Below are 17,705 nucleotides of genomic sequence, written 5' to 3'. Positions count from 1 at the left end.
CGCCTCACCCGGGCGGCGTCCACGGGACGACACGCAGTGTGTTGCTCTCTTCCTGGGGCTTCGTCTCGTGGAGCGTCATCGCGAGGGCACCCGCGTCGCGCGTGTGGTGCACGATGAGCGCATGAATGGGCAGGCCCGGCATGGCTTCCGTCAGCCACGCGTAGCCCTCCTCGGGGGTCTTCGCTTCCAGGACGCTGACCGTGGCGTGTCCCGTGAACGCCGCGTTGCAGAGCATCTGCATGTCCTCCAGCGTGCGCACCTCGTCCGCGAAGAGGAGGTCCGGGTCCTGCCGCAGGAATGACCGCAGCGCCTGCACCAGCTTCAGCTCCGGGCCCACCTTCACGATACCGATGGCACCTCCCGGCCCGCCCTTCGGCTCCTCCACCGCCGCCAGCGCGTGCACGTTGTCGGGCAGAGCATCCATCACCGCCCGCAGGGTCGTGCTGCGGCCCGTGCCGGAGGCTCCCGTGAGCAGCACCAACTGGCCGTTGAACAGCTTCTGGTCCAGGCGGTTGAAGAGACTGGTGAGGAACGCCGCCGCTTCGGCGGAGAGCGGAAGGCTAGCGATGCTCGGGTACGCCTGGCGCGTCTCCCGGTCCCTCGCCAGTGCCGTGGTCCAGGTGCCCAGGGCGTCTTCGCGGAACGACACCCGGAACTCGATGTCCGGATCCGTCGCTCCCGCCGGGAAGGACACGGTGCCCCGGTCCGGCATCACCGTGTTCGCGCCCCGCTTCGCGTGCGCCGCCAGCGCCTTCCCCAGCGGCTGGTACAGCGCGTACGCCATGGGCTGTCGCACCGGCACCCGCTCCGCGCCCAGCAAGCCCACCGTGCCCGGCGTGTCGTTCGCGATGAAGAACAGCGAGATGCCAGCGTTGATCACGCGGTCGTCCGTCGCCGCTCCGGCTTCGTTGCCGTCTGCATCCACGCCTTCAGGATCCTCGTCGCCGTCCGCGGCGCTGTCCGTGTCGTCCGCCGCCCAGACGGAGAACATCGCCGCGCCCGTGCTTCCCGCGACGTCGAAGAGGGCCGTCGCCAGGGCCTCGGGCGTCTTCGGGGATGCGACCGCTCCACGAGCGCTCCGGCCCGCATCCGCCAGCTTCTGGAGCAGGCTGGCGAACACAGCGTCCGGAGTGGACGGGGCTTCGGACTTCGGGCTCGGAGTCGTCATGGGCGCGGACCATGGCATGGCCCGTCGCGGCCGGGCCACGCCTGGAGCGGCACTCCTAGTGGCCCCAAAAGCCCTGGCCCCCGTGCGCCGCACCGCGACGGCTGCCGGCCTGCCTTGAGAACGGGCGAGGAAGCCCCACGATGGGGCTCCCCTCCAGCGGGCGCTTGGGTAACATCGCTTGATGTTCAGGCGTCTCACCAACGCGCTGCGACGGCTGTGGCACCGCCCCGCCGAAAGCAGCCCTCCGGACCGGCAGAGCCCGGCCGGCGGCTCCGAGCCTGCCGCCGCCTCGCCCCGGCGCTCGCGTGCGTCGGTCGCGGAGGAGCCCTCGCCCCAGGCGAAGCACGGCACCAGCCGTCCCCGCCGCCCGGCCGTCCGCATCGTCGCGCACGGGGCCGCCCCGCACGCCGGCAACCGGAAGAAGGCTCGCCGCGGCAGCGTCACCACCACCCGCTTCTACGACCTGCACGACGACTTCCGCGCCCCCGGCCGCTGGGAACCCGGCGACCCGCAGGACCTGGAGGACAAGGTGGTGGGCGACGTGTGGATGTTCACCGCCGGGCGCCCCGTGGACCCGCCCGGCCCCCTCCACATCCCCAACGAGGCGAGGGCCGCCCCGCTGGACTTCAGCCTCGCCGGCGCCGGCCTCACCCCCGTGGTGCACCCTCGCGTCGCCGCCGTGTTCGCGCGCCTGGCCCCGGAGGACGTGCAGCTCATCCCCGTGGACATCGAGGGTCAGCGGGAGCCGTACTTCCTCGTCGTCGCCACGCGCCTCATCCGCTGCGTGGACGAAGCCGCCTGCCTGGAGCTCCTCCACTACGGCCCCGGCGACGGCCTCCCCGCGCGCGTGGGCCAGTACCGCTCCGTCCGCGGCCTGCGAATCGACCCCACCCAGGTGGGCCGCGCCCGCGTGTTCCGCCCTTGGGGCTGGCCCGTCACCCTCGTCGTCTCCGAGGCCGTGAAGGAGGCCCTGGAGAAGGAGGGTGTCACCGGCGCGCGCTTCACCCCCGTCACGGACACCCGGCACTGACCGGGCTCCGGAGGGGGGCTACTCCTTCTCGATGTCCCGGTCCCACAGCTGCACGCGGCCGTAGTCCGTGGACAGCCGGCGCACCATCTCCGCCGCCAGCGCCACGGAGCGGTGCTTGCCGCCCGTGCACCCCAGCGCCACCGTGAGGTACGCCTTCCCCTCCTTCTGGTAGCGGGGGAACAGGAAGCGGCAGAGGTCCACGACCTTGTCCAGGAACGCTTGCGTCTCCTCCCGCTCCAGCACGTACCCGGACACCTTCGGGTTCTTGCCCGTGAGCCCCTTGAGCTCCGGCACGAAGTACGGGTTCGGCAGGAAGCGCACGTCGAACACGAGGTCCGCCTGCGGCGGCACGCCGTACCGGTAGCCGAAGGACATGATGGACAGGCTGGGGCCCGTCGTGGGCTCCGGGCTGAAGCGCCCCTGCACCATGCGCTTCAGGTCGTGCACGTTGAGCGCCGACGAGTCGATGACCTGGTCCGCCAGCTCGCGCAGGTCCTTGAGCGCCTCGCGCTCCAGGTGGATGCCCTCCGCCACCGTGCCGTCCGGGGCCAGCGGGTGGCGGCGGCGCGTCTCGCTGAAGCGGCGCATGAGGCTGTCGTCGCTGGCGTCCAGGAAGAGCACGTCCACCTGGTGGCCCGCGCGGCGGACCTCGTCCAGCACGCGCGGCGCGTCCTTGAGGAAGACGCCCTCACGCGCGTCCATCACCAGCGCCATGCGCTCGATGTTGCCGCCACCGGCCAGCTCCGTGAGCTTGGGCAAGAGGAGCACCGGCAGGTTGTCGATGCAGAAGAACCCGGCGTCCTCCAGCGCCCGGATGGCGGTGGACTTTCCGGAACCTGACATGCCGGTGATGACGATGATCTGCTTCGCGGGGGCGGTCACTCGACCTCTTCTCCCAAGGTGCGGCGCATCGCCCCCTGGGCGATGGCTCGATTGAGTCGCTCGGCGAACTCTCGCGCCGAATGGTGGCCCTGAAGCTTCAACAGTTGGTTGCGCGCGGCCACCTCCACGATGGTGGCCATGTTGCGTCCAGGACGCACCGGCACGACCGACAAGGGGATGTCCACGCCGACGATCTGCAGGTGCTTGTCCTCCACGCCCAGGCGGTCGTACTCCTGGTGCGGATCCCACTCCTGCAGCTCGATCACAAGCTCAATCTTCTTCTGCTCCCGGACGGCGGACACTCCGAAGAGGTCCTTGATGTTGATGATGCCCAGGCCGCGGATCTCCATGTGGTGCTTGATGACCGGGTTGCCCGCGCCGTAGACGGCCCCCTTGCGCCGGGTGACGTCCACGATGTCGTCCGCCACCAGCCGGTGGCCCCGCATCACCAGGTCCAGGGCGATTTCACTCTTGCCGATGCCGCTCTTGCCCAGCAGCAGGATGCCCACGCCGAAGACGTCCATCAGCACGCCGTGCAGGCTGCTGGACTCCGTGAGCGCGTCCTCCAGGAAGCTCTGCACCCGCTGGATGAACTCGCTGGAGAGCAGCGGCGTCTTCATCAGCGCCAGGCCCGCCGCCTCGCAGGCGTCCACCAGCGCGCGCGGCACGTCCAGCGCCTTGGTGACCACGACGCAGGCCAGGTCCTCCTCGCCGAAGAGCTTGGCCAGCGAGGCGCGCTGCGCGTCCTCCGGCAGGGTGGCCAGGTAGGAGATTTCGGTGTTGCCGAAGACCTGGACGCGGTGCGGGTGGAGGTGCTCGGTGAAGCCCGCCAGCGCCAGCCCGGGCTTCTGGATGCGCGAGGAGTCCACCGTGCGCTTCAGCCCCTGGGTGCCCGCCATCAGGGTCAGCCGCAGGTCGTGGCCCTGGTCCTCGAGGAGCTGGGAGATGCGAATGGATTTCATCGTCAGGACGTGGATATCACCCACCGGCCTCCGGAGGTGAACCGCACCGTGTCCGCCGTCCCCCCCGCCTCCCCTACAGCCGCCGCCGAGCCCCGGTCCGGAGCGCTGGTCGGAGTCCCAACGGAAGCCGGGGCTCCTACCGAAGCCGCCCCCGAAGCTCCGTTCGAGCGCCGGCTGGGCCTGCTGCTGTTGGGAGGGGTGCTCGTCCTGGGCGCGGCCTTCCGCCTGTACTGGGCGCTGCACGACGACGGCATCTACTGGCCGGACGAGGTCTACCAGAGCCTGGAGCCCGCCCACCGCCTGGTCTACGGCTACGGCCTGGTCGCCTGGGAGTTCGTGGAGGGGGCCCGGAACTGGGCCCTGCCGGCGCTGGTGGCGGGGCTGCTGGGGCTGGGGCGGCTGGTGGGGCTGACGGACCCGGCGGGCTACCTGGGGCTCGTGAAGGCCTTCTTCGCCCTGGTGGGCACGGCGACGGCGTGGGCCACGTGGCGGCTGTCCCGCGCGTCCGGGGCCTCCACCCTGGCGGCCTCCGCCGGGGCGGCGCTGTTCGCGCTGGCGTCGGTGCCCCTGTACTTCGCCCCCCGGGCCATGAGCGAGAACGCCTCCGTGCTGCCGGTGGCGCTGGGCCTGGCCCTGGCGCTGCCGGCCTCCGCGTCCCGGCGGGCCCTGGTGACGGGGGCGTCCCTGCTGGGGCTGGCGGTGCTGCTGCGGCTGCAGAACGGCGTCTTCTGCGTGGGGCTGCTGGCGGTGCTCCTGGCGCGGCGCCAGTGGCGTCAGGCGGGCGTGGCGCTGGCGGTGCTGTCCGGGTGGGCGTTCGCCTTCGGCCTGCTGGACAAGCTCACCTGGGGCCGGTGGTTCCACTCCGCCATCGTGTACCTGGACTTCAACCTGGTGCAGGGCAAGGCAGCCCAGTGGGGCACGGAGGCCTTCGACTACTACCCGCGCATCCTGCGCCGGGCGATGCCGGGCCTGTCCGTGCTGGTGGGCGCGCTGGCCCTGCTGGCGCTGCCCCGGGCGCGGGGCCTGGCCTTCCTGACGGCGGTCTTCGTGCTGCTGCACGCGTACCAGCCGCACAAGGAGCTGCGCTTCCTGGTGCCGGTGCTGCCCCTGCTGGCGGCGCTGGCGGGCGTGGGGCTGGACTCGGTGCTGCGCGTGCTTCGCGGCTTCCCCGCGCGGGCCACCGCCACGGTGGCGGTGGTGGCGGCGGCGCTGCTGTCCGGCGCCAACGCGGGGGCGCTCACCTTCGGCGAGCTGGGCCAGTACGAACGCGTGCGCCCCCAGGACAGCGCGTGGGACGACCAGGGTCCGGTCAACCGGCTGCTGGAGGCCGCGGGAAGGCGCGACGACGTGTGCGGCCTGAAGGTGGAGACGGTCCACCAGGCGTGGACGGGGGGCTACAGCTACTTCCACCGGAAGGTGCCGCTGTATCCCCACAACGGCCCCGGCCGGGGCTCCAACCGCTTCAGCCACGTCGTCACCCTGGCGGGCTACGAGGGCGCGGGGACGGCGGTGGCCCGGGAGGGCTCGCGGGTGCTGGTGAAGCTGCCCATCGCGGGCTGCACGCCGGACCCCGGCTATTCGTGGCGACTGCCCTGAGGGGGACAGTCCGGGGCCAGAAGGCCCTTCCTGCTCCACCGGGGGGTTGGTAAGCCAGGGCCATGCCCGAATCCGACTGCCTCTTCTGCAAGATTCGCGATGGCCTCATCCCGGCGAAGGTCGTCTACCAGGACGAGGACTGCCTGGCCTTCGAGGACATCAACCCCCAGGCCCCCACCCACGTGCTGTTCATCCCGCGCAGGCACATCCCCACGGTGAACGACCTCACGGCGGAGGACCGGGAGGTGGTGGGCAGCCTCTACATCGGCGCGGCGAAGCTGGCGCGCGAGCGGGGCTTCGCGGACACGGGCTACCGGGTGGTGATGAACACCCAGCGCGACGCGGGCCAGACGGTGTTCCACATCCACCTGCACCTGCTCGCGGGCCGCCCCCTGCACTGGCCGCCGGGCTAGCCGTTCCCCGCCGTCCGCCCCTGGGCGGTGCCCACGCCCGGGGCGCCCGGTGCTAGCGTTCCCGGGCGCGTGGCCCGCCCCTCTTCCCGGGCGGGCCCGCCCGTCATGTTCAGTGCCCAGTCGTCGCCCCAGTCCCGCCGTGCCTACTCCCGCCTCGCCGTGCTGCTGTCCTCCGTGGCCGGCGCGGTCAACGCCGTGGGGTTCGTGGCGCTGGGCGCGCACGCGTCCCACATGTCCGGCAACATGGCCACGCTGGGCGAGTCCCTGGCCCAGGGCCGCTGGGACACGGCGCGGCTGCCCGCGCAGCTGATGGGGCTGTTCGTCGCCGGGGCCTTCTGCGCGACGGGGCTGCTGGACGCCTCCCGGCACCGCACGCGAGGACGGCACGTGGCCGCGCTGCTGGTGGAGGCGCTCGTGCTGGGCGGCGTGGGCCTGGGCATGGCGTCCATGCCGGGCACGCGCGCGCCGGCGCTGCTCTGGGGCATCGCCTTCGCCATGGGGCTGCAGAACGCGCTCGTCACACGGGTGTCCGGCGCGGTGGTGCGCACCACGCACGTGACGGGGCTGCTCACGGACATCGGCATCCAGCTGGTGCAGATGCTGGCGTGGGTGCGCGACGGCGTCCGGGGAGAAGGCGCGCCAGGGCTGTGGCGCCGCGTGAGGGACCTGCCCTCCGCCGTGCAGTTCGAGCGCACGCGGCTGCACCTGGGGCTGGCGCTGGCGTTCCTCGCGGGCTCCGCGCTGGGCCCGTACCTGTTCCTGCGCCACGGGGCGGTGACGCTGCTGCTGCCGTGCGCGGTGCTGGGCGTGCTGGCCGCGCTGGACGTGCGGATGAACATCAAGCCCGCGGCGTCCCCCGCCGCGCCGGGCCACTGACGCGCGCCGCGTGCGTCAGGGCGCCGAGGGCCGGGCCACCGGCGCGGGCGCGTCCATGACGTTCGGGTCCGCCGCGGCGCGGCCCTGGGCCCTGGGGCGCAGGGCCTGGAGCACACTGCTGCGCTCGTCCGTCCAGACGTAGGCGGGCTCGCCGCGCAGCCCCAGCCGGCGCACGTGCGCGCGGCTCCCGTTGAAGGTGGCGCCCCAGAAGAACTCCGGCTCCGGACTCAGCAGCATCCACGAGCTCGACACCGTGTCGCCCTGACTGTCCACCGTGACGAGCGCCGCGGCCAGGCCGGAGGCCCGCGCGTGCGCCAGGCTGATGGGCACCAGGTCCAGGTGCTGGTTGCTGATGTGCAGCGCCAGCACCCCGTGCGGCGCCAGGTGCTGGAGGTAGAGCGCCACCGCCTCGCGCGTCAGCAGGTGCACCGGGATGGCATCCGAGCTGAAGACGTCCAGCGCCAGCACGTCGAACTTCCGCGAGCCGTGCTCCAGCTCCCGCTCCAGCGAGATGCGCGCGTCGCCCTCGACGACCTCCACGCGCGCGGGCGTGTCCGTCAGCGTGCTGAAGAAGCCGCCCTTCCCCCGCGCGAGGTCGATGATGACGGGGTTGATTTCGTAGAAGCGCACGTCGTCCCCGGCCACCAGGAGCGCGGCGCTGTTGCCCACGCCCAGCCCCAGCATGCCCACGTGCAGGCCGGTGGGCAGCCCCTGGGCCTGGCGCCACCGGCGCTGCTCCGTGAGCGCGAGCCCCAGGCCGCTGTCCGGCGTGTAATACGCGGAAGGGAGGTTGCGGCGCTCCGGGCGGATGTACTGCCAGCCGTGCGTGATGGCGCCGTGGCGCAGGGCGAACTGGTGCTGCTTCGGGTCCTCCGGAGACAGCTCCAGCACGCGCACCACGCCGAAGAAGTTGCGCGCGGCGAAGCGCACGCGAGCCTGGTCCGAGGCGACGAGCAGCGGCAGGTGCATTGCCACGCCCACCAGCATCGCCCCGCGCAGCAGGCGCTGCGTGCGCACCACCACCGTCTCCTCCTTCGGCCGGCGCATCAGCCCCGCGAAGGCCACCGCGCAGCACGCGGCCAGGGCCAGCGGGTGCTCCCAGTAGGTGTTGAAGAGGGCGGGCGCCACCAGGTTGACGAACACGCCGCCCAGCACGCCGCCCACGGACACCCAGAGGTAGAAGGCGCTCAGGTAGCGCGGGGCCGGGCGGCGCCGGTACAGCTCGCCGTGGCACACCATGGCGCCCGTGAAGAGGGCGGACGCGTGGAAGAGCACCTGCCACCCCAGGCCCAGCGCGGGGCCCTCCTTGTGCGCGTACGTCACCAGCACCACGGAGGCGATGAGCGCCACCGAGTACGGCGTGCGCGCGTAGAGGGACTCGCGCGAGAAGGCCAGGATGAAGGTGACCAGGTACACGGCGAGCGGCATCACCCACAGGAAAGGGCCCGCCGCCACGTCCTGGGACAGCTTGTTCGTCGTGGCCAGCAGCAGCACCGACGCGCACGTGCTCAGCGCCAGCCACGTCAGCGTGCGGCCCACGCCCGGGCGCGGCGCTTCTTCGGGAGCCTCGGAAAGAGCCCCGGCGGAGGCCCCGAGGGGGTTCGGGGCGGCGTCGGGGGCGTTGGCCGCTGGCGCGCGGCGCAGCAGGTCGCGAGCGCAGGCCAGGACGCAGAGGACGAAGAGGACGAAGCCCGCGGCCCAGCCCCACGCCTGCGCGCTCCGGCCCACCCAGGGCTCCACGAGGAACGGGTAGCCCAGGAGCGCCAGCAGCGAGCCCGCGTTGGAGAGCGCGTAGAGCACGTACGGCGAGCGCTCCGGCCGCGCGCGGGCGAACCACGACTGGAGCAGCGGGCCGGTGGTGCTGAGCACGAAGAAGGGCAGGCCCAGCGTGGCGGCCAGCATCCGCATCAGCCGGAGCACGGGCAGGTGATCATCCACCGGGCGCCAGCCGTCCCCCGGCGCCAGCGGCGAGCCCGTCCACGAGGCCCGCGCCACGAGCGCGCCCAGCGCCACCACCAGCAGGCCCAGGTGCAGGAAGGCCTGCGCGCGCGGGCGCAGCCGGGACGCCACCGCGTGCGCGTAGGCGTAGCCCGCGAGCAGCACGGCCTGGAAGAACAGCATGCACGCCGTCCACACCGCGGGCGTGCCGCCGTACCACGGCAGCGCGTAGCGGCCCGCCAGAGGCTGGACGCCAAAGAGCAGGAAGGCGCTGGTGAAGATGGCGAGGGCGTAGCGAACCATGCGACCTCGGGGGGAGACGCACGGCGTAGGAATCCCGCGCGCTCCGTGTTTCCCGCCTGGACGACAGTCTTGTCAACACGGGCACGTCCTGGAGCCCGGCGGGCGAGCAGGCAGGCAGCTGCTGGGGTGGGTGGCCCCGGGAAGCGTCGGCCCTAACTTCCGGGACGGACAGGCGCGGAGGTGCTCGCGCCAGAGGGGGAAACCATGAAGGGCTTCAAGCGCGCGGTGGGGCTGGGACTGCTGGTGGGTGGTGCCTTCGGAGCCTGGGGCTGCAACAGCGAACAGTCCTCGAGAGGCCCCCAGGGGTTCCAGGACCCCGTTCAGCTCCAGCACCGCTCCCAGCCGGCGCCGGCCGGTGAGCCGGCTGGCAGCAACCTGGGCCATCCCTCCAACGAGGGCGGCGGCAAGCCCTACAACAGCGACAGCAAGGCCGCGCTGGGTGGCGGCACCTCGGCCCCCAACAGCATGGAGGGCGAGGCCGCGAACCGCTCCGGCCAGCAGACCGGCGGCAACCGGGAGCTGGGGACGGGGCTCGCGGAGAGCTACCAGGGCACGGCGTCCTCGGAGGGCACCGGCGGCTCCGGCCGCGACGCGGGCACGGGGATGATGGACGCGGGCACGACGCGCGACGCGGGCACGGGGATGATGGACGCGGGCACGACGCGCGACGCGGGCACGCGGCGTTAGGCGCGACCGCGTGGGGAGCGCCCTTTCGGGGGCGCTACTCCTGACGGCGCTTCACGTCCCGGAGCTGCTGGTGCAGGAGCTTCACCTGCTTGAGGGTCGGCGTCTTGCTGCCGCCCTGGTTGAAGTCCTCCACCATCGTCCCGTAGACGTTGCAGGTCAGCCCCATGGCGCCGCAGCCGTGATTGCTCTCGAGCGTCAGGAAGAGGGCCTTCGTCGCCGCCCATTCCCGCTCCAGCTCCGTGGTCGCACCGCCCTCCTTGGCGGGGGCGCGGACCGGGGCGGGGCGCTTGCCCGGGCGTGACGGGACCGCCTTCTTCGCCGCGGGAGTGGGAGCGGCGGCCGCCTCCGTCGGCTCATCCGGAGCGAGCAGGTCATCCGAGTTCAGCGTCGGAGCCACGGCGGGAGCCACGGCCGGAGCGGGCTCGGCGGGCGGCGGCGTGGCCTCGGCCTGCGTCGCGGCCTCCTCCCTGGCGGGCGGCGGCGTGGCCTCAGCCTGCGTCGCGGCCACCTCCTTGGCGGGCGGCGTGTTCTGGGCCGCGGCGGGAGTGGACGGACGCACCGGCGTGGGCGGAGGCGGCTTCGACGTCCGCGACTGCTCCAGGCCCACGGCCACGCGCAGCTCGGGGACGAAGTAGAGCCCCGCGCCCACGATGGACAGCGCCACGACCAGCAGCAGCGTGAACACCAGCACGGAGCGCAGCGCGCCGCCCTTGCGCACCGGCGCGGGCTCACGCCGCGCGGCACGGGGCGGCTCCGAGGCCTCCGGCCGCACGGGCATCGCCTTGCGCCGGGTCGAGTCGTCGCGCGACGAGCGCGAGGTGGAGGACTCGTCCGGATCCACGGCGGGCGCGGGGGCGCGGGCGGGAGCCACGGCGCGCATGCTCGACGCGGTGCTGGAGCGCGCAGGCGGCGTGCCAGGCGACGAACCGCGCACGGCGCGGCGAGACCCCGTGCGGCCCCGGGCCGGACCGGTGTCGGGCTCGCGCTTGCTGGAGGATGAGGAAGGCTCGCGCAGCGCGGCCTCGTCCAGCATCACGCGGGGCTGGGGCTCCTCGCGGCGCGGGGCGCGGGGCATGGGGATGCGCGGGTGCGTGTCCGCGTCGCCCTCGCGCGCGGACAGGACGTCGTCCGGATCCGCGGAGATGTACGGCACGCTGGAGTCCACCTCCAGGGCGCGCGGATCCACCGAGACCAGCTCCTCCGACGGCCGCGTGTCCTGCATCGTGGGCCGGGGAGCGGGACCCGGGTCGAGCGGCTCGGAGCCCACCAGCGGCTCCTCATCGAAGTCGGTGGAGCGCGAGGCCCCGGACTGGATGGAGGGCACCTGGATGGTGGGCGCGGCGTAGGCCGGCAGCGGCCGGTTGCCATTCGACGGCGTCGTCACACCGGGGCGCGAAGACGGCACCGACGGCATCGCGGCGGTGGGGCGCTGGCCTTCCGGGATGCGCGGCTCGGCGGCACGCGCGGGTTCAGCGGCGCGGGGCGTATCGAAGCCGCGAGCGGACTCCGACGCGCGCACCGGCTCGAAGCTCGGCAGGGGCTCCGGGGTGAGGGCCGCGTCGAACGCGGACGGCGGCGCGGGACGGCTGCCATTCGACGGCGTCGTCACACCGGGGCGCGAAGACGGCACCGACGGCATCGCGGCGGTGGGACGCTGCCCCTCCGGGATGCGGACCTCGGCGGCGCGAAGCTCGGCCCGGCCTCCCTCGGGGATGGGCTCCGGCCACGGGTAGTCGCTCTCGGGGAGCCCCTCGTCATCGAGGAACGGGCCGTCCGGCGGAGGCGGCGGCTCCATGAACGGCAGTGACTCACCCGACGCCTCGAACCGCCCCGCCCCGGAGTCGAAGGACGGCATCGGAGGAGGCGACACCGGCCGGGACGCATCCGCCGGCACGACGGGCACGGGTCCATCCGCCGGCCGCACGGCTGGAATCGCCGCCATGGGCGGAGGCGGCGGCGCGAACGACCGGGGCTCCGCGACAGGCGGCACGCCCCGAGGCCCCACTGAATCCGAGAAGGGCAGCGACGCCCCCCGGCCCGCGTCCGCGAACGGCCGCGACACCGGCACGTCCGGCACCACGGGCGCGTCGCGCGACGCCAGCCCGGGGTCGGAGTACGGCAGCGACGTGGCGCGCGGCGCGGTGGGCTCCCCTGGCGCCTCCGCCGAGGGCAGCGCTTCCGCCCGGGGCGCGGTGGGCTCGCCGGGCGGCGGGGCCAGGACCTCCGCCTCCACCGGGCGGTCCGAAGGAAGCCGGATGGCCGGCAGGCCCTCGAGGATGGTGGGCCGCTCCATCGCGTCCTGGCGGACCTCCACCGTGAGCGACGGCTCCGACGACGCGGGGCTGGGCCGCATCTTCGCGCGGGCCGCCTCCTCCAGCGCCTCCACCGGGAACGCGGGGCGGGTGGACTCGTCCACCATCACGCCGGGGCGCGTCTCCCCGTCGTCGCGCGCGCCACCGCCGTCCTCGCGGCTGCGGGGCGTGGGGTGGAAGGACAGCGGCTCCACCGGCCCATCCAGGCGGATGGTCTTCGCCGGCAGCGTGGGCACCTGCATCGTCGGGCGCGGCGCGGCGCCCAGCGACTCGTACGTGCCGCTGGCGCGCATGTCGCGCGACACCTCGCGCAGGGACGCCAGCAGGCGGCGCTCGGACTGGTAGTCCGAGGAGAACAGGTCGCGCATGAAGCGGCTGACGCTCTCCGGGCCCGCGCTGGTGTCGATCTCCATCAGGCACGCCTGCAGGCGCACCCGGAAGTCCTCCGCCGTCTGGAAGCGCTGGGCCGGCTCCACCGCCAGCGCCTTCGCCACCAGCTGCGACACCGCCGGCGGCGTCAGCGGCTCCACCTCACCGAGCGGCGCCACCTTCGGGTTCGCCACCGCGGACATCAGCTCGCCCGGCGGTAGCGCGTCGAAGGGGTTCTTGCCGGAGATGAGCTCGTAGAGGCACAGGCCCACCGCGTACAGGTCGCTGCGGCGGTCCACCGGCTGGTGCCGGGCCTGCTCGGGCGACATGTAGAGGAACTTGCCCAGGATGATGCTGGGGTTCGTCTTCGCCGCCGACAGCCGGCTCTTGGCCAGGCCGAAGTCGATGACCTTCACCTCCCCTTCGTAGGAGATGAGGATGTTCTGCGGGGAGATGTCCCGGTGGACGAGCTTCAGCTCCTTCTCGTCCTCGTCCCGCTTCCTGTGCGCGTACGCGAGCGCGTCCAGCACCCGGCCCATCACGTAGAGCACGAACGTGAGCGGCAGCGGCGTCTGCCGGTCCCTCACGCGCGCGGCCACCTTGCGCAGGTCCTTGCCGTCCACGTACTCGAGGGCCATGTAGGCCTCGCCCTCGTGCACGCCCATGTCCAGCACCTGCGCGATGGAGCCGTGCCCCAGCCGCACCAGCGTGCGCGCCTCACCGACGAAGCGGTCGACGAAGTCCTGGTCCTCCGCGAACTGCGGGAGGATCTTCTTGATGACGCACAGCTTCTCGAAGCCCTGCGCGCCCTCCAGGCGGGCGAGGTAGATCTCCCCCATGCCGCCGGTGGCCAGGTGCGACAGGAGCGTGTACCGGCCGAAGGGCTGCGGCCGGAAGGGACGCAATCGGGCGGGCTGGGTCGAAGAGTTCATGCGGTGCGGGGGTCCACCACGGAAAGCGCATTGAACCCCGGGCAGGGCTCCCGCTTCAACCCGTCAACCGGCCGCGCCGGCCGCCTCACCGGATACCGGGGTTGGTCAGCATGCCCATGTCCTCTTCAATCACCTCGAAAACCGCCACCTTGTCGCGGGGAGGCCGCACCACCCGCTCCCCCAGCGGCATGACGTCGAAGCGCGCCCCGGTGGCCGCCAGCAGCTTGCCCGTCATCAGCACCTGACCGGGGGCCGCAGTGGAGGCCAGCCAGCCGGCCACCCCCATGCCCTCTCCCACGGCGCTGTACTCCGTGCGCGCCTCGGTGCCGATCATCCCCACCAGCGCCTTGGTGGAGTGCAGCGCGATTCGCAGGTCGCAGCGCTCGTCCTGGGGCCGGCGGGCCATGCCGCGCTCCCAGTCCGCGCGCAGGGCCAGCGCCGCGCGCACCGCGCGGACCGCGTCGTCGCCCTTGGCGTAGGGCACGCCGAACAGCGCGCGCATGGACTCGCCCATGAAGCCTTCGACGGTGGCCTCGAAGCTGAAGACGATGCCGCTCATGCGCGCGTGGAAGTCGTTGAGCAGCTGCGTGGCCCGCGCCGCGCCCAGCCGGCCAATCACCGCGCCGAAGTCCGCCAGCTCCGCGTGCAGCACGGTGAGGTTCTTCTCCTCCAGGCCCGGCAGCTTGCCGCCGGTGCGCTGGGCCTCGGCGGAGCGGCGCTCGGCCACCTCCGGCGAGTGGAAGCGCTCCAGGTTGCGCCGCAGCCGGTCCGTGCTGGAGCCGTCGCGCACGGCGAAGCGCTGCACGCCGCTGGCCACCAGGTGGGCCACCGCGGTGCACGCATCCAGCATCAGCTCCAGGCTGGTGTCGCCCTCGCCGGGGACGTTGACGTAGAGCACGCCCGCGAAGGGCGGCTCGGTGCCGACGGGGATGCACAGCACCCGGTTCACGCCGTACATGATGACGCTCTCGCGTCCGGCGAAGCGGCGGTCGTCCTTCACGTCGCCCACCGCGAGCGCGCGGCCCTGGCGCAGGGCCTCGTCCACGATGGCGTCCGACACGGGCACTTCACCCTTGGCCAGCCGTCCCCGGTGGCGCACCGCCGCGGGCACCAGCGGCCCGGTGGCGTGCTTGAGCAGCACCACCGCCGTCGTGGCGTCGGTGCGCTCCAGGAGCCGGTCCATCGCGGACTCCAGGAACGCGGTCAGCGTGCGCGCGGTGGCCAGCGCCTCCGCGGCGTGCACCAGCAGCACCAGCGTCTCGTACGACACGCGCGGGCTGGCGACGGCGGAGCCCGCGGGCACGGGCGAGGGGCCGGAGAACGCGTCGTCGAACGGCAGCGGCCCCACGTTGTCCAGCAGGCGCAGCACGTCCGCGTCCTTGACGTTCTTGGCCATCAGCACTGCTGGGCCCACGTCCGTGCCGTGCCCGAAGCGCACGACGCCGCCCGCGCCCAGGTCCATCATCTCCGTGGCGGCGTTCTCCACCGTGTGCGGCTGGCGCACCGCGAGGGTGTTCTCCCCCAGCGTCACGGTGTCGCCCGCGTTCAGGTGCTTGCTGCCCTGCAAGGGCGCGCCGTTCACCCGGCTGCCGTTGCGGCTGCCCAGGTCCTCGATGCGCAGCGCATCGCCCTCGACATAGAGGCGCGCGTGCCGGCGCGACACGAGGTCACCGCCCAGCACGATGTCGTTCTCGTCCGCACGGCCGAGGCTGGTGACGCCCTCGGGCAGGTCGTACGACGTGTCGAAGTAGCCGGGCCCGTTGATGATGATCTGCCACATCGGGCGCACGACATTACACGACCTCCCAATCTTCCGAGAGTCCGAGACGCTTTCCCCTGGAATGCGGGCGTCCGGCCGAGGCCCCGGAAGCCCTCCCGCGTCGCGTCATACCCGGGGGGCCCGGCCTCGTACGGGAGCCGGGCCCGGGTCGGACTTCACCTGGGGCGGTGGATGAAGCGGGCGTTCCCCACGCGCAGGGTGTGGCTCACGGCACACCGCCGTCCGCCAGCTGCCCGTTCACCACGGCCAGCGCGTCCAGGTCGAAGCCGCCGGACGTGCCGCCGTAGCTGTTGAGCCCCGTGTCGGTGAGGCGCACGAAGCGGGCGCGGGCGAGGCCCACGTCCGCCAGGTCGAAGCCGTCCCCGCCCGCCGCGGCCGGGTCGGTGGGGGACACGCCGTTGTCCGGGGTCGAGTGCACCGGATGCGTCCCGGCACAGCCCGGGAAGCCCCCGTCCTTGTCGGTGGCGGCGCAGGGGAAGTCGAACCACGTGAGGCCGTCGTCGCTGACGGCCACGCGGGCCGGCTCCGCGAAGATGTCGCCGCCCACCTTCTGGAAGGCGTTCTCGAACACGAGCAGGTCCACGCCCGGACCGTCCACCGCGAGCAGGTCGGTGAACTCCAGGGTGATGGAGCCTTCGCGTCCCAGCGACAGCACGTCGAGCGAGCCCGTGTACTGGCCCGCCCCCACCGGAGGCCCTAGCACGACGTCCGGGAAGCGGTCCTGCCCGAAGCCGGCCGAGTCGCCGAAGTGATACGCCGTCACCCGGTCCGCGAACGGATCCACCGGCCGCGAGCCCGCGTCGGCGTCCGTCCCCGCGTCGGCCTCCGTCCCCGCGTCGGGGACGCCGGCATCCGCGGTGCCGGCGTCCAGGACTTCACCATCAGGCATGGGGACGGGTTCGGAGTCGCCCGTGCACGCGCCCAGGGCCAGCAGCGCGCCGAGCGCGAGCAGCGGGCGCTTCATCACTGGCCCTGCCGGATGCGCACGAGGCGGCGGCCGTTGACGTCCGTCACGCCCACGAGCAGGTCCGAGCCCAGCGACGACAGCAGGTTCACGCTCGTGCACGCGTCCGTGGCGGTGAGCACCGGCTCGCGGGTGCCCACGCTGATGGGCTGGCCACCGCCCAGGCCCGGGGTGAGCGAGAAGCGCGACACGTCGGTGACCTCGAAGTTGAAGGAGGCACCGTAGGCGCCGCGCGCCATCGCCACGCCGTTGCCGAAGCCCGCGGCGGCGTTGAAGTCCGTGCCCACGTCCACCTTCGGCTCGTCCGTGAGCACCACCGGCGTGCGCGAGGCCAGCGCCTCGCCCAGCTTCGCGTAGGCCACGGCGTAGGCCACGTTCACGTACGTGTCCGGCAGCGCGTAGCCGAACACCGTGATGTTGTTGCTCGCGATGGCGGAGAAGCCGCTGGCGCCCACCTGCGCCGGGAAGTCCACCACCTTCACCGCGGCGTAGGGCTTGGCGGAGGTCACCAGCGCGTAGATGCCCTTGCCCTCCGACACCGTGTCCAGGCCGCCGCCATTGATGAAGAACGCGTCCGTGGTGCCCACGGCGGTGTAGTTGTCCGGCGCGTTGAGGTAGTCCGTCGCGGCTCGCGCGGCCGCATCCACCACCGCGACGGAGCCCGGGGCGGGGAAGCCGCTCTTCGTGTAGCCCGCGAGCAGGCGCGTGCCGTCATGGGCCAGGAAGTAGGACGGGAAGGTGCCGGCCGCGTTGGAGCGGTCCGCGGGCGCCAGCACCGTGTCGAGCGCCGAGCTTCCCAGCATCACGTCCGGCCAGGTGCCCAGCGAGAAGACGTCGCGGCCCGTGGCCGTCTGGCGCAGCCCGAAGAGCGAGTACGTGGGACCGGGCGTGGACACCACCGCGATCACCTCCGTGGACAGGGGCGCGGACTCCCCGACGCTGAAGCCCGTCTGGAGCTGGAGCGTGCCCAGCACCGACTCGCGAGGCAGCGGGCCGCAAGAGGCCGTGCCGCCGTCCGTGCCGGTGCCACCGTCCGTGCCGGTGCCACCGTCCGTGCCCGCATCCGTCCCGGTGCCACCGTCGTTGCCGGTGCCCGCGTCCGTGCCGGTGCCGGCATCGGTGCCCGCGTCATCCTCCCCGAGGGAGATGGTGACCTGGGTGCACTTCTGCTCGACGCAGGACCAGACCTGGCCCTCCGGGGGCGTGCCCTTGTCGCGGCAGTCGAAGGCGTCCACGCACTCCTCGCCGCAGCCCGTGCCGCCCAGCACCACCGCCAGCAGGGCGCCCATCAGCGCCGCGCGCTGGCCCTTCGTGCCCATCCGCTTCATGTCGGTCCGCATCGCGTCCTCGCTCCTGGCCTTCCCGCACGCTGGCGGAAGAAGGCATTCCCCTGGCGGAGGGCGGCACGGACGCGAGGCACCGGACCCCCAGGCGCATGTCGCGCCCTGGAGGCCTGCCTTCGCCGTCAGCTCCCCGCGGAGGTTCCGGTCTGT

Annotated in this window: 13 protein-coding genes; 5 read left to right on the top strand and 8 right to left on the bottom strand. The window is 73.1% G+C overall.

The window, feature by feature from the left end:
- Positions 1 to 4: 4 nt before the first annotated feature.
- Entirely contained in the window at positions 5 to 1,168 is a 1,164-nt protein-coding gene (locus AABA78_RS11735; protein ID WP_338263052.1) for an ATPase, T2SS/T4P/T4SS family, read from the bottom strand.
- Positions 1,169 to 1,349: 181 nt separating this feature from the next.
- On the opposite strand from AABA78_RS11735, the gene AABA78_RS11730 reads away from it, so the two are divergent.
- Entirely contained in the window at positions 1,350 to 2,198 is an 849-nt protein-coding gene (locus AABA78_RS11730) for an imm11 family protein (protein WP_338263051.1), read from the top strand.
- Positions 2,199 to 2,216: 18 nt separating this feature from the next.
- On the opposite strand, the gene rapZ is transcribed toward AABA78_RS11730, so the two are convergent.
- The gene (gene rapZ, locus AABA78_RS11725) at positions 2,217 to 3,080 is read right to left on the bottom strand and encodes an RNase adapter RapZ (RefSeq protein ID WP_338263050.1); all 864 of its coding nucleotides are present in this window, start codon (positions 3,078 to 3,080) and stop codon (positions 2,217 to 2,219) included.
- Positions 3,077 to 4,042 (bottom strand): HPr(Ser) kinase/phosphatase, encoded by a 966-nt coding sequence (gene hprK / locus AABA78_RS11720; protein ID WP_338263049.1) that lies wholly within the window; start codon positions 4,040 to 4,042, stop codon positions 3,077 to 3,079. The genes rapZ and hprK overlap by 4 nt, the downstream gene beginning before the upstream one ends.
- A 9-nt stretch (positions 4,043 to 4,051) precedes the next feature.
- Here hprK and AABA78_RS11715 point away from each other — a divergent pair, with 9 nt between their 5' ends.
- The 3 genes from AABA78_RS11715 (at position 4,052) to AABA78_RS11705 (ending at position 6,927) form a co-directional block, all read left to right on the top strand.
- Positions 4,052 to 5,638 (top strand): glycosyltransferase family protein, encoded by a 1,587-nt coding sequence (locus tag AABA78_RS11715; protein WP_338263048.1) that lies wholly within the window; start codon positions 4,052 to 4,054, stop codon positions 5,636 to 5,638.
- 62 nt (positions 5,639 to 5,700) lie between these two features.
- Complete coding sequence (locus AABA78_RS11710; RefSeq protein WP_338263047.1) at positions 5,701 to 6,051, top strand: histidine triad nucleotide-binding protein; 351 nt, start codon at positions 5,701 to 5,703, stop codon at positions 6,049 to 6,051.
- Positions 6,052 to 6,156: 105 nt separating this feature from the next.
- Entirely contained in the window at positions 6,157 to 6,927 is a 771-nt protein-coding gene (locus tag AABA78_RS11705) for a YoaK family protein (RefSeq protein ID WP_338263046.1), read from the top strand.
- A 15-nt stretch (positions 6,928 to 6,942) separates the two neighbouring features.
- Here the strand turns inward: AABA78_RS11705 and AABA78_RS11700 are convergent, their stop codons facing one another.
- Positions 6,943 to 9,168 (bottom strand): spermidine synthase, encoded by a 2,226-nt coding sequence (locus AABA78_RS11700; RefSeq protein ID WP_338263045.1) that lies wholly within the window; start codon positions 9,166 to 9,168, stop codon positions 6,943 to 6,945.
- 204 nt (positions 9,169 to 9,372) lie between these two features.
- Between AABA78_RS11700 and AABA78_RS11695 the strand changes: the two genes are divergently transcribed.
- Positions 9,373 to 9,855, top strand: a complete 483-nt coding sequence (locus AABA78_RS11695) for a hypothetical protein (RefSeq protein ID WP_338263044.1) — start codon at positions 9,373 to 9,375, stop codon at positions 9,853 to 9,855.
- 34 nt (positions 9,856 to 9,889) lie between these two features.
- Here the strand turns inward: AABA78_RS11695 and AABA78_RS11690 are convergent, their stop codons facing one another.
- From AABA78_RS11690 to AABA78_RS11675, 4 genes are all read right to left on the bottom strand, one after another.
- The gene (locus AABA78_RS11690; protein WP_370469459.1) at positions 9,890 to 13,375 is read right to left on the bottom strand and encodes a serine/threonine-protein kinase; all 3,486 of its coding nucleotides are present in this window, start codon (positions 13,373 to 13,375) and stop codon (positions 9,890 to 9,892) included.
- 178 nt (positions 13,376 to 13,553) lie between these two features.
- Positions 13,554 to 15,248 carry an adenylate/guanylate cyclase domain-containing protein gene (locus tag AABA78_RS11685; RefSeq protein WP_338263592.1) on the bottom strand — a complete coding sequence of 565 codons (1,695 nt, stop codon included), beginning with the start codon at positions 15,246 to 15,248 and terminating at the stop codon, positions 13,554 to 13,556.
- A 205-nt stretch (positions 15,249 to 15,453) separates the two neighbouring features.
- The gene (locus AABA78_RS11680) at positions 15,454 to 16,212 is read right to left on the bottom strand and encodes a cell surface protein (RefSeq protein WP_338263042.1); all 759 of its coding nucleotides are present in this window, start codon (positions 16,210 to 16,212) and stop codon (positions 15,454 to 15,456) included.
- A complete protein-coding gene (locus AABA78_RS11675; protein WP_338263041.1) occupies positions 16,212 to 17,552 on the bottom strand; it encodes a hypothetical protein in 1,341 nt (446 codons plus the stop codon). The genes AABA78_RS11680 and AABA78_RS11675 overlap by 1 nt, the downstream gene beginning before the upstream one ends.
- Positions 17,553 to 17,705 lie beyond the last annotated feature (153 nt).

The sequence above is a fragment of the Corallococcus caeni genome (assembly GCF_036245865.1).
Taxonomy (GTDB): Bacteria; Myxococcota; Myxococcia; order Myxococcales; family Myxococcaceae; genus Corallococcus; species Corallococcus caeni.
The sequence above is the reverse complement of the archived record's forward strand: the minus strand, read 5'-3'. Positions and strand labels throughout refer to the sequence as shown.

Bases quoted from the DNA above. Each gene is read 5' to 3' on its own strand.
- AABA78_RS11735 (WP_338263052.1), bottom strand. From the start codon at position 1,168: ATGACGACTCCGAGCCCGAAGTCCGAAGCCCCGTCCACTCCGGACGCT.
- AABA78_RS11730 (WP_338263051.1), top strand. From the start codon at position 1,350: ATGTTCAGGCGTCTCACCAACGCGCTGCGACGGCTGTGGCACCGCCCC.
- hprK (WP_338263049.1), bottom strand. From the start codon at position 4,042: ATGAAATCCATTCGCATCTCCCAGCTCCTCGAGGACCAGGGCCACGAC.
- AABA78_RS11710 (WP_338263047.1), top strand. From the start codon at position 5,701: ATGCCCGAATCCGACTGCCTCTTCTGCAAGATTCGCGATGGCCTCATC.
- AABA78_RS11705 (WP_338263046.1), top strand. From the start codon at position 6,157: ATGTTCAGTGCCCAGTCGTCGCCCCAGTCCCGCCGTGCCTACTCCCGC.
- AABA78_RS11700 (WP_338263045.1), bottom strand. From the start codon at position 9,168: ATGGTTCGCTACGCCCTCGCCATCTTCACCAGCGCCTTCCTGCTCTTT.
- AABA78_RS11695 (WP_338263044.1), top strand. From the start codon at position 9,373: ATGAAGGGCTTCAAGCGCGCGGTGGGGCTGGGACTGCTGGTGGGTGGT.
- AABA78_RS11690 (WP_370469459.1), bottom strand. From the start codon at position 13,375: ATGGGGGAGATCTACCTCGCCCGCCTGGAGGGCGCGCAGGGCTTCGAG.
- AABA78_RS11685 (WP_338263592.1), bottom strand. From the start codon at position 15,248: ATGTGGCAGATCATCATCAACGGGCCCGGCTACTTCGACACGTCGTAC.
- AABA78_RS11680 (WP_338263042.1), bottom strand. From the start codon at position 16,212: ATGAAGCGCCCGCTGCTCGCGCTCGGCGCGCTGCTGGCCCTGGGCGCG.
- AABA78_RS11675 (WP_338263041.1), bottom strand. From the start codon at position 17,552: ATGCGGACCGACATGAAGCGGATGGGCACGAAGGGCCAGCGCGCGGCG.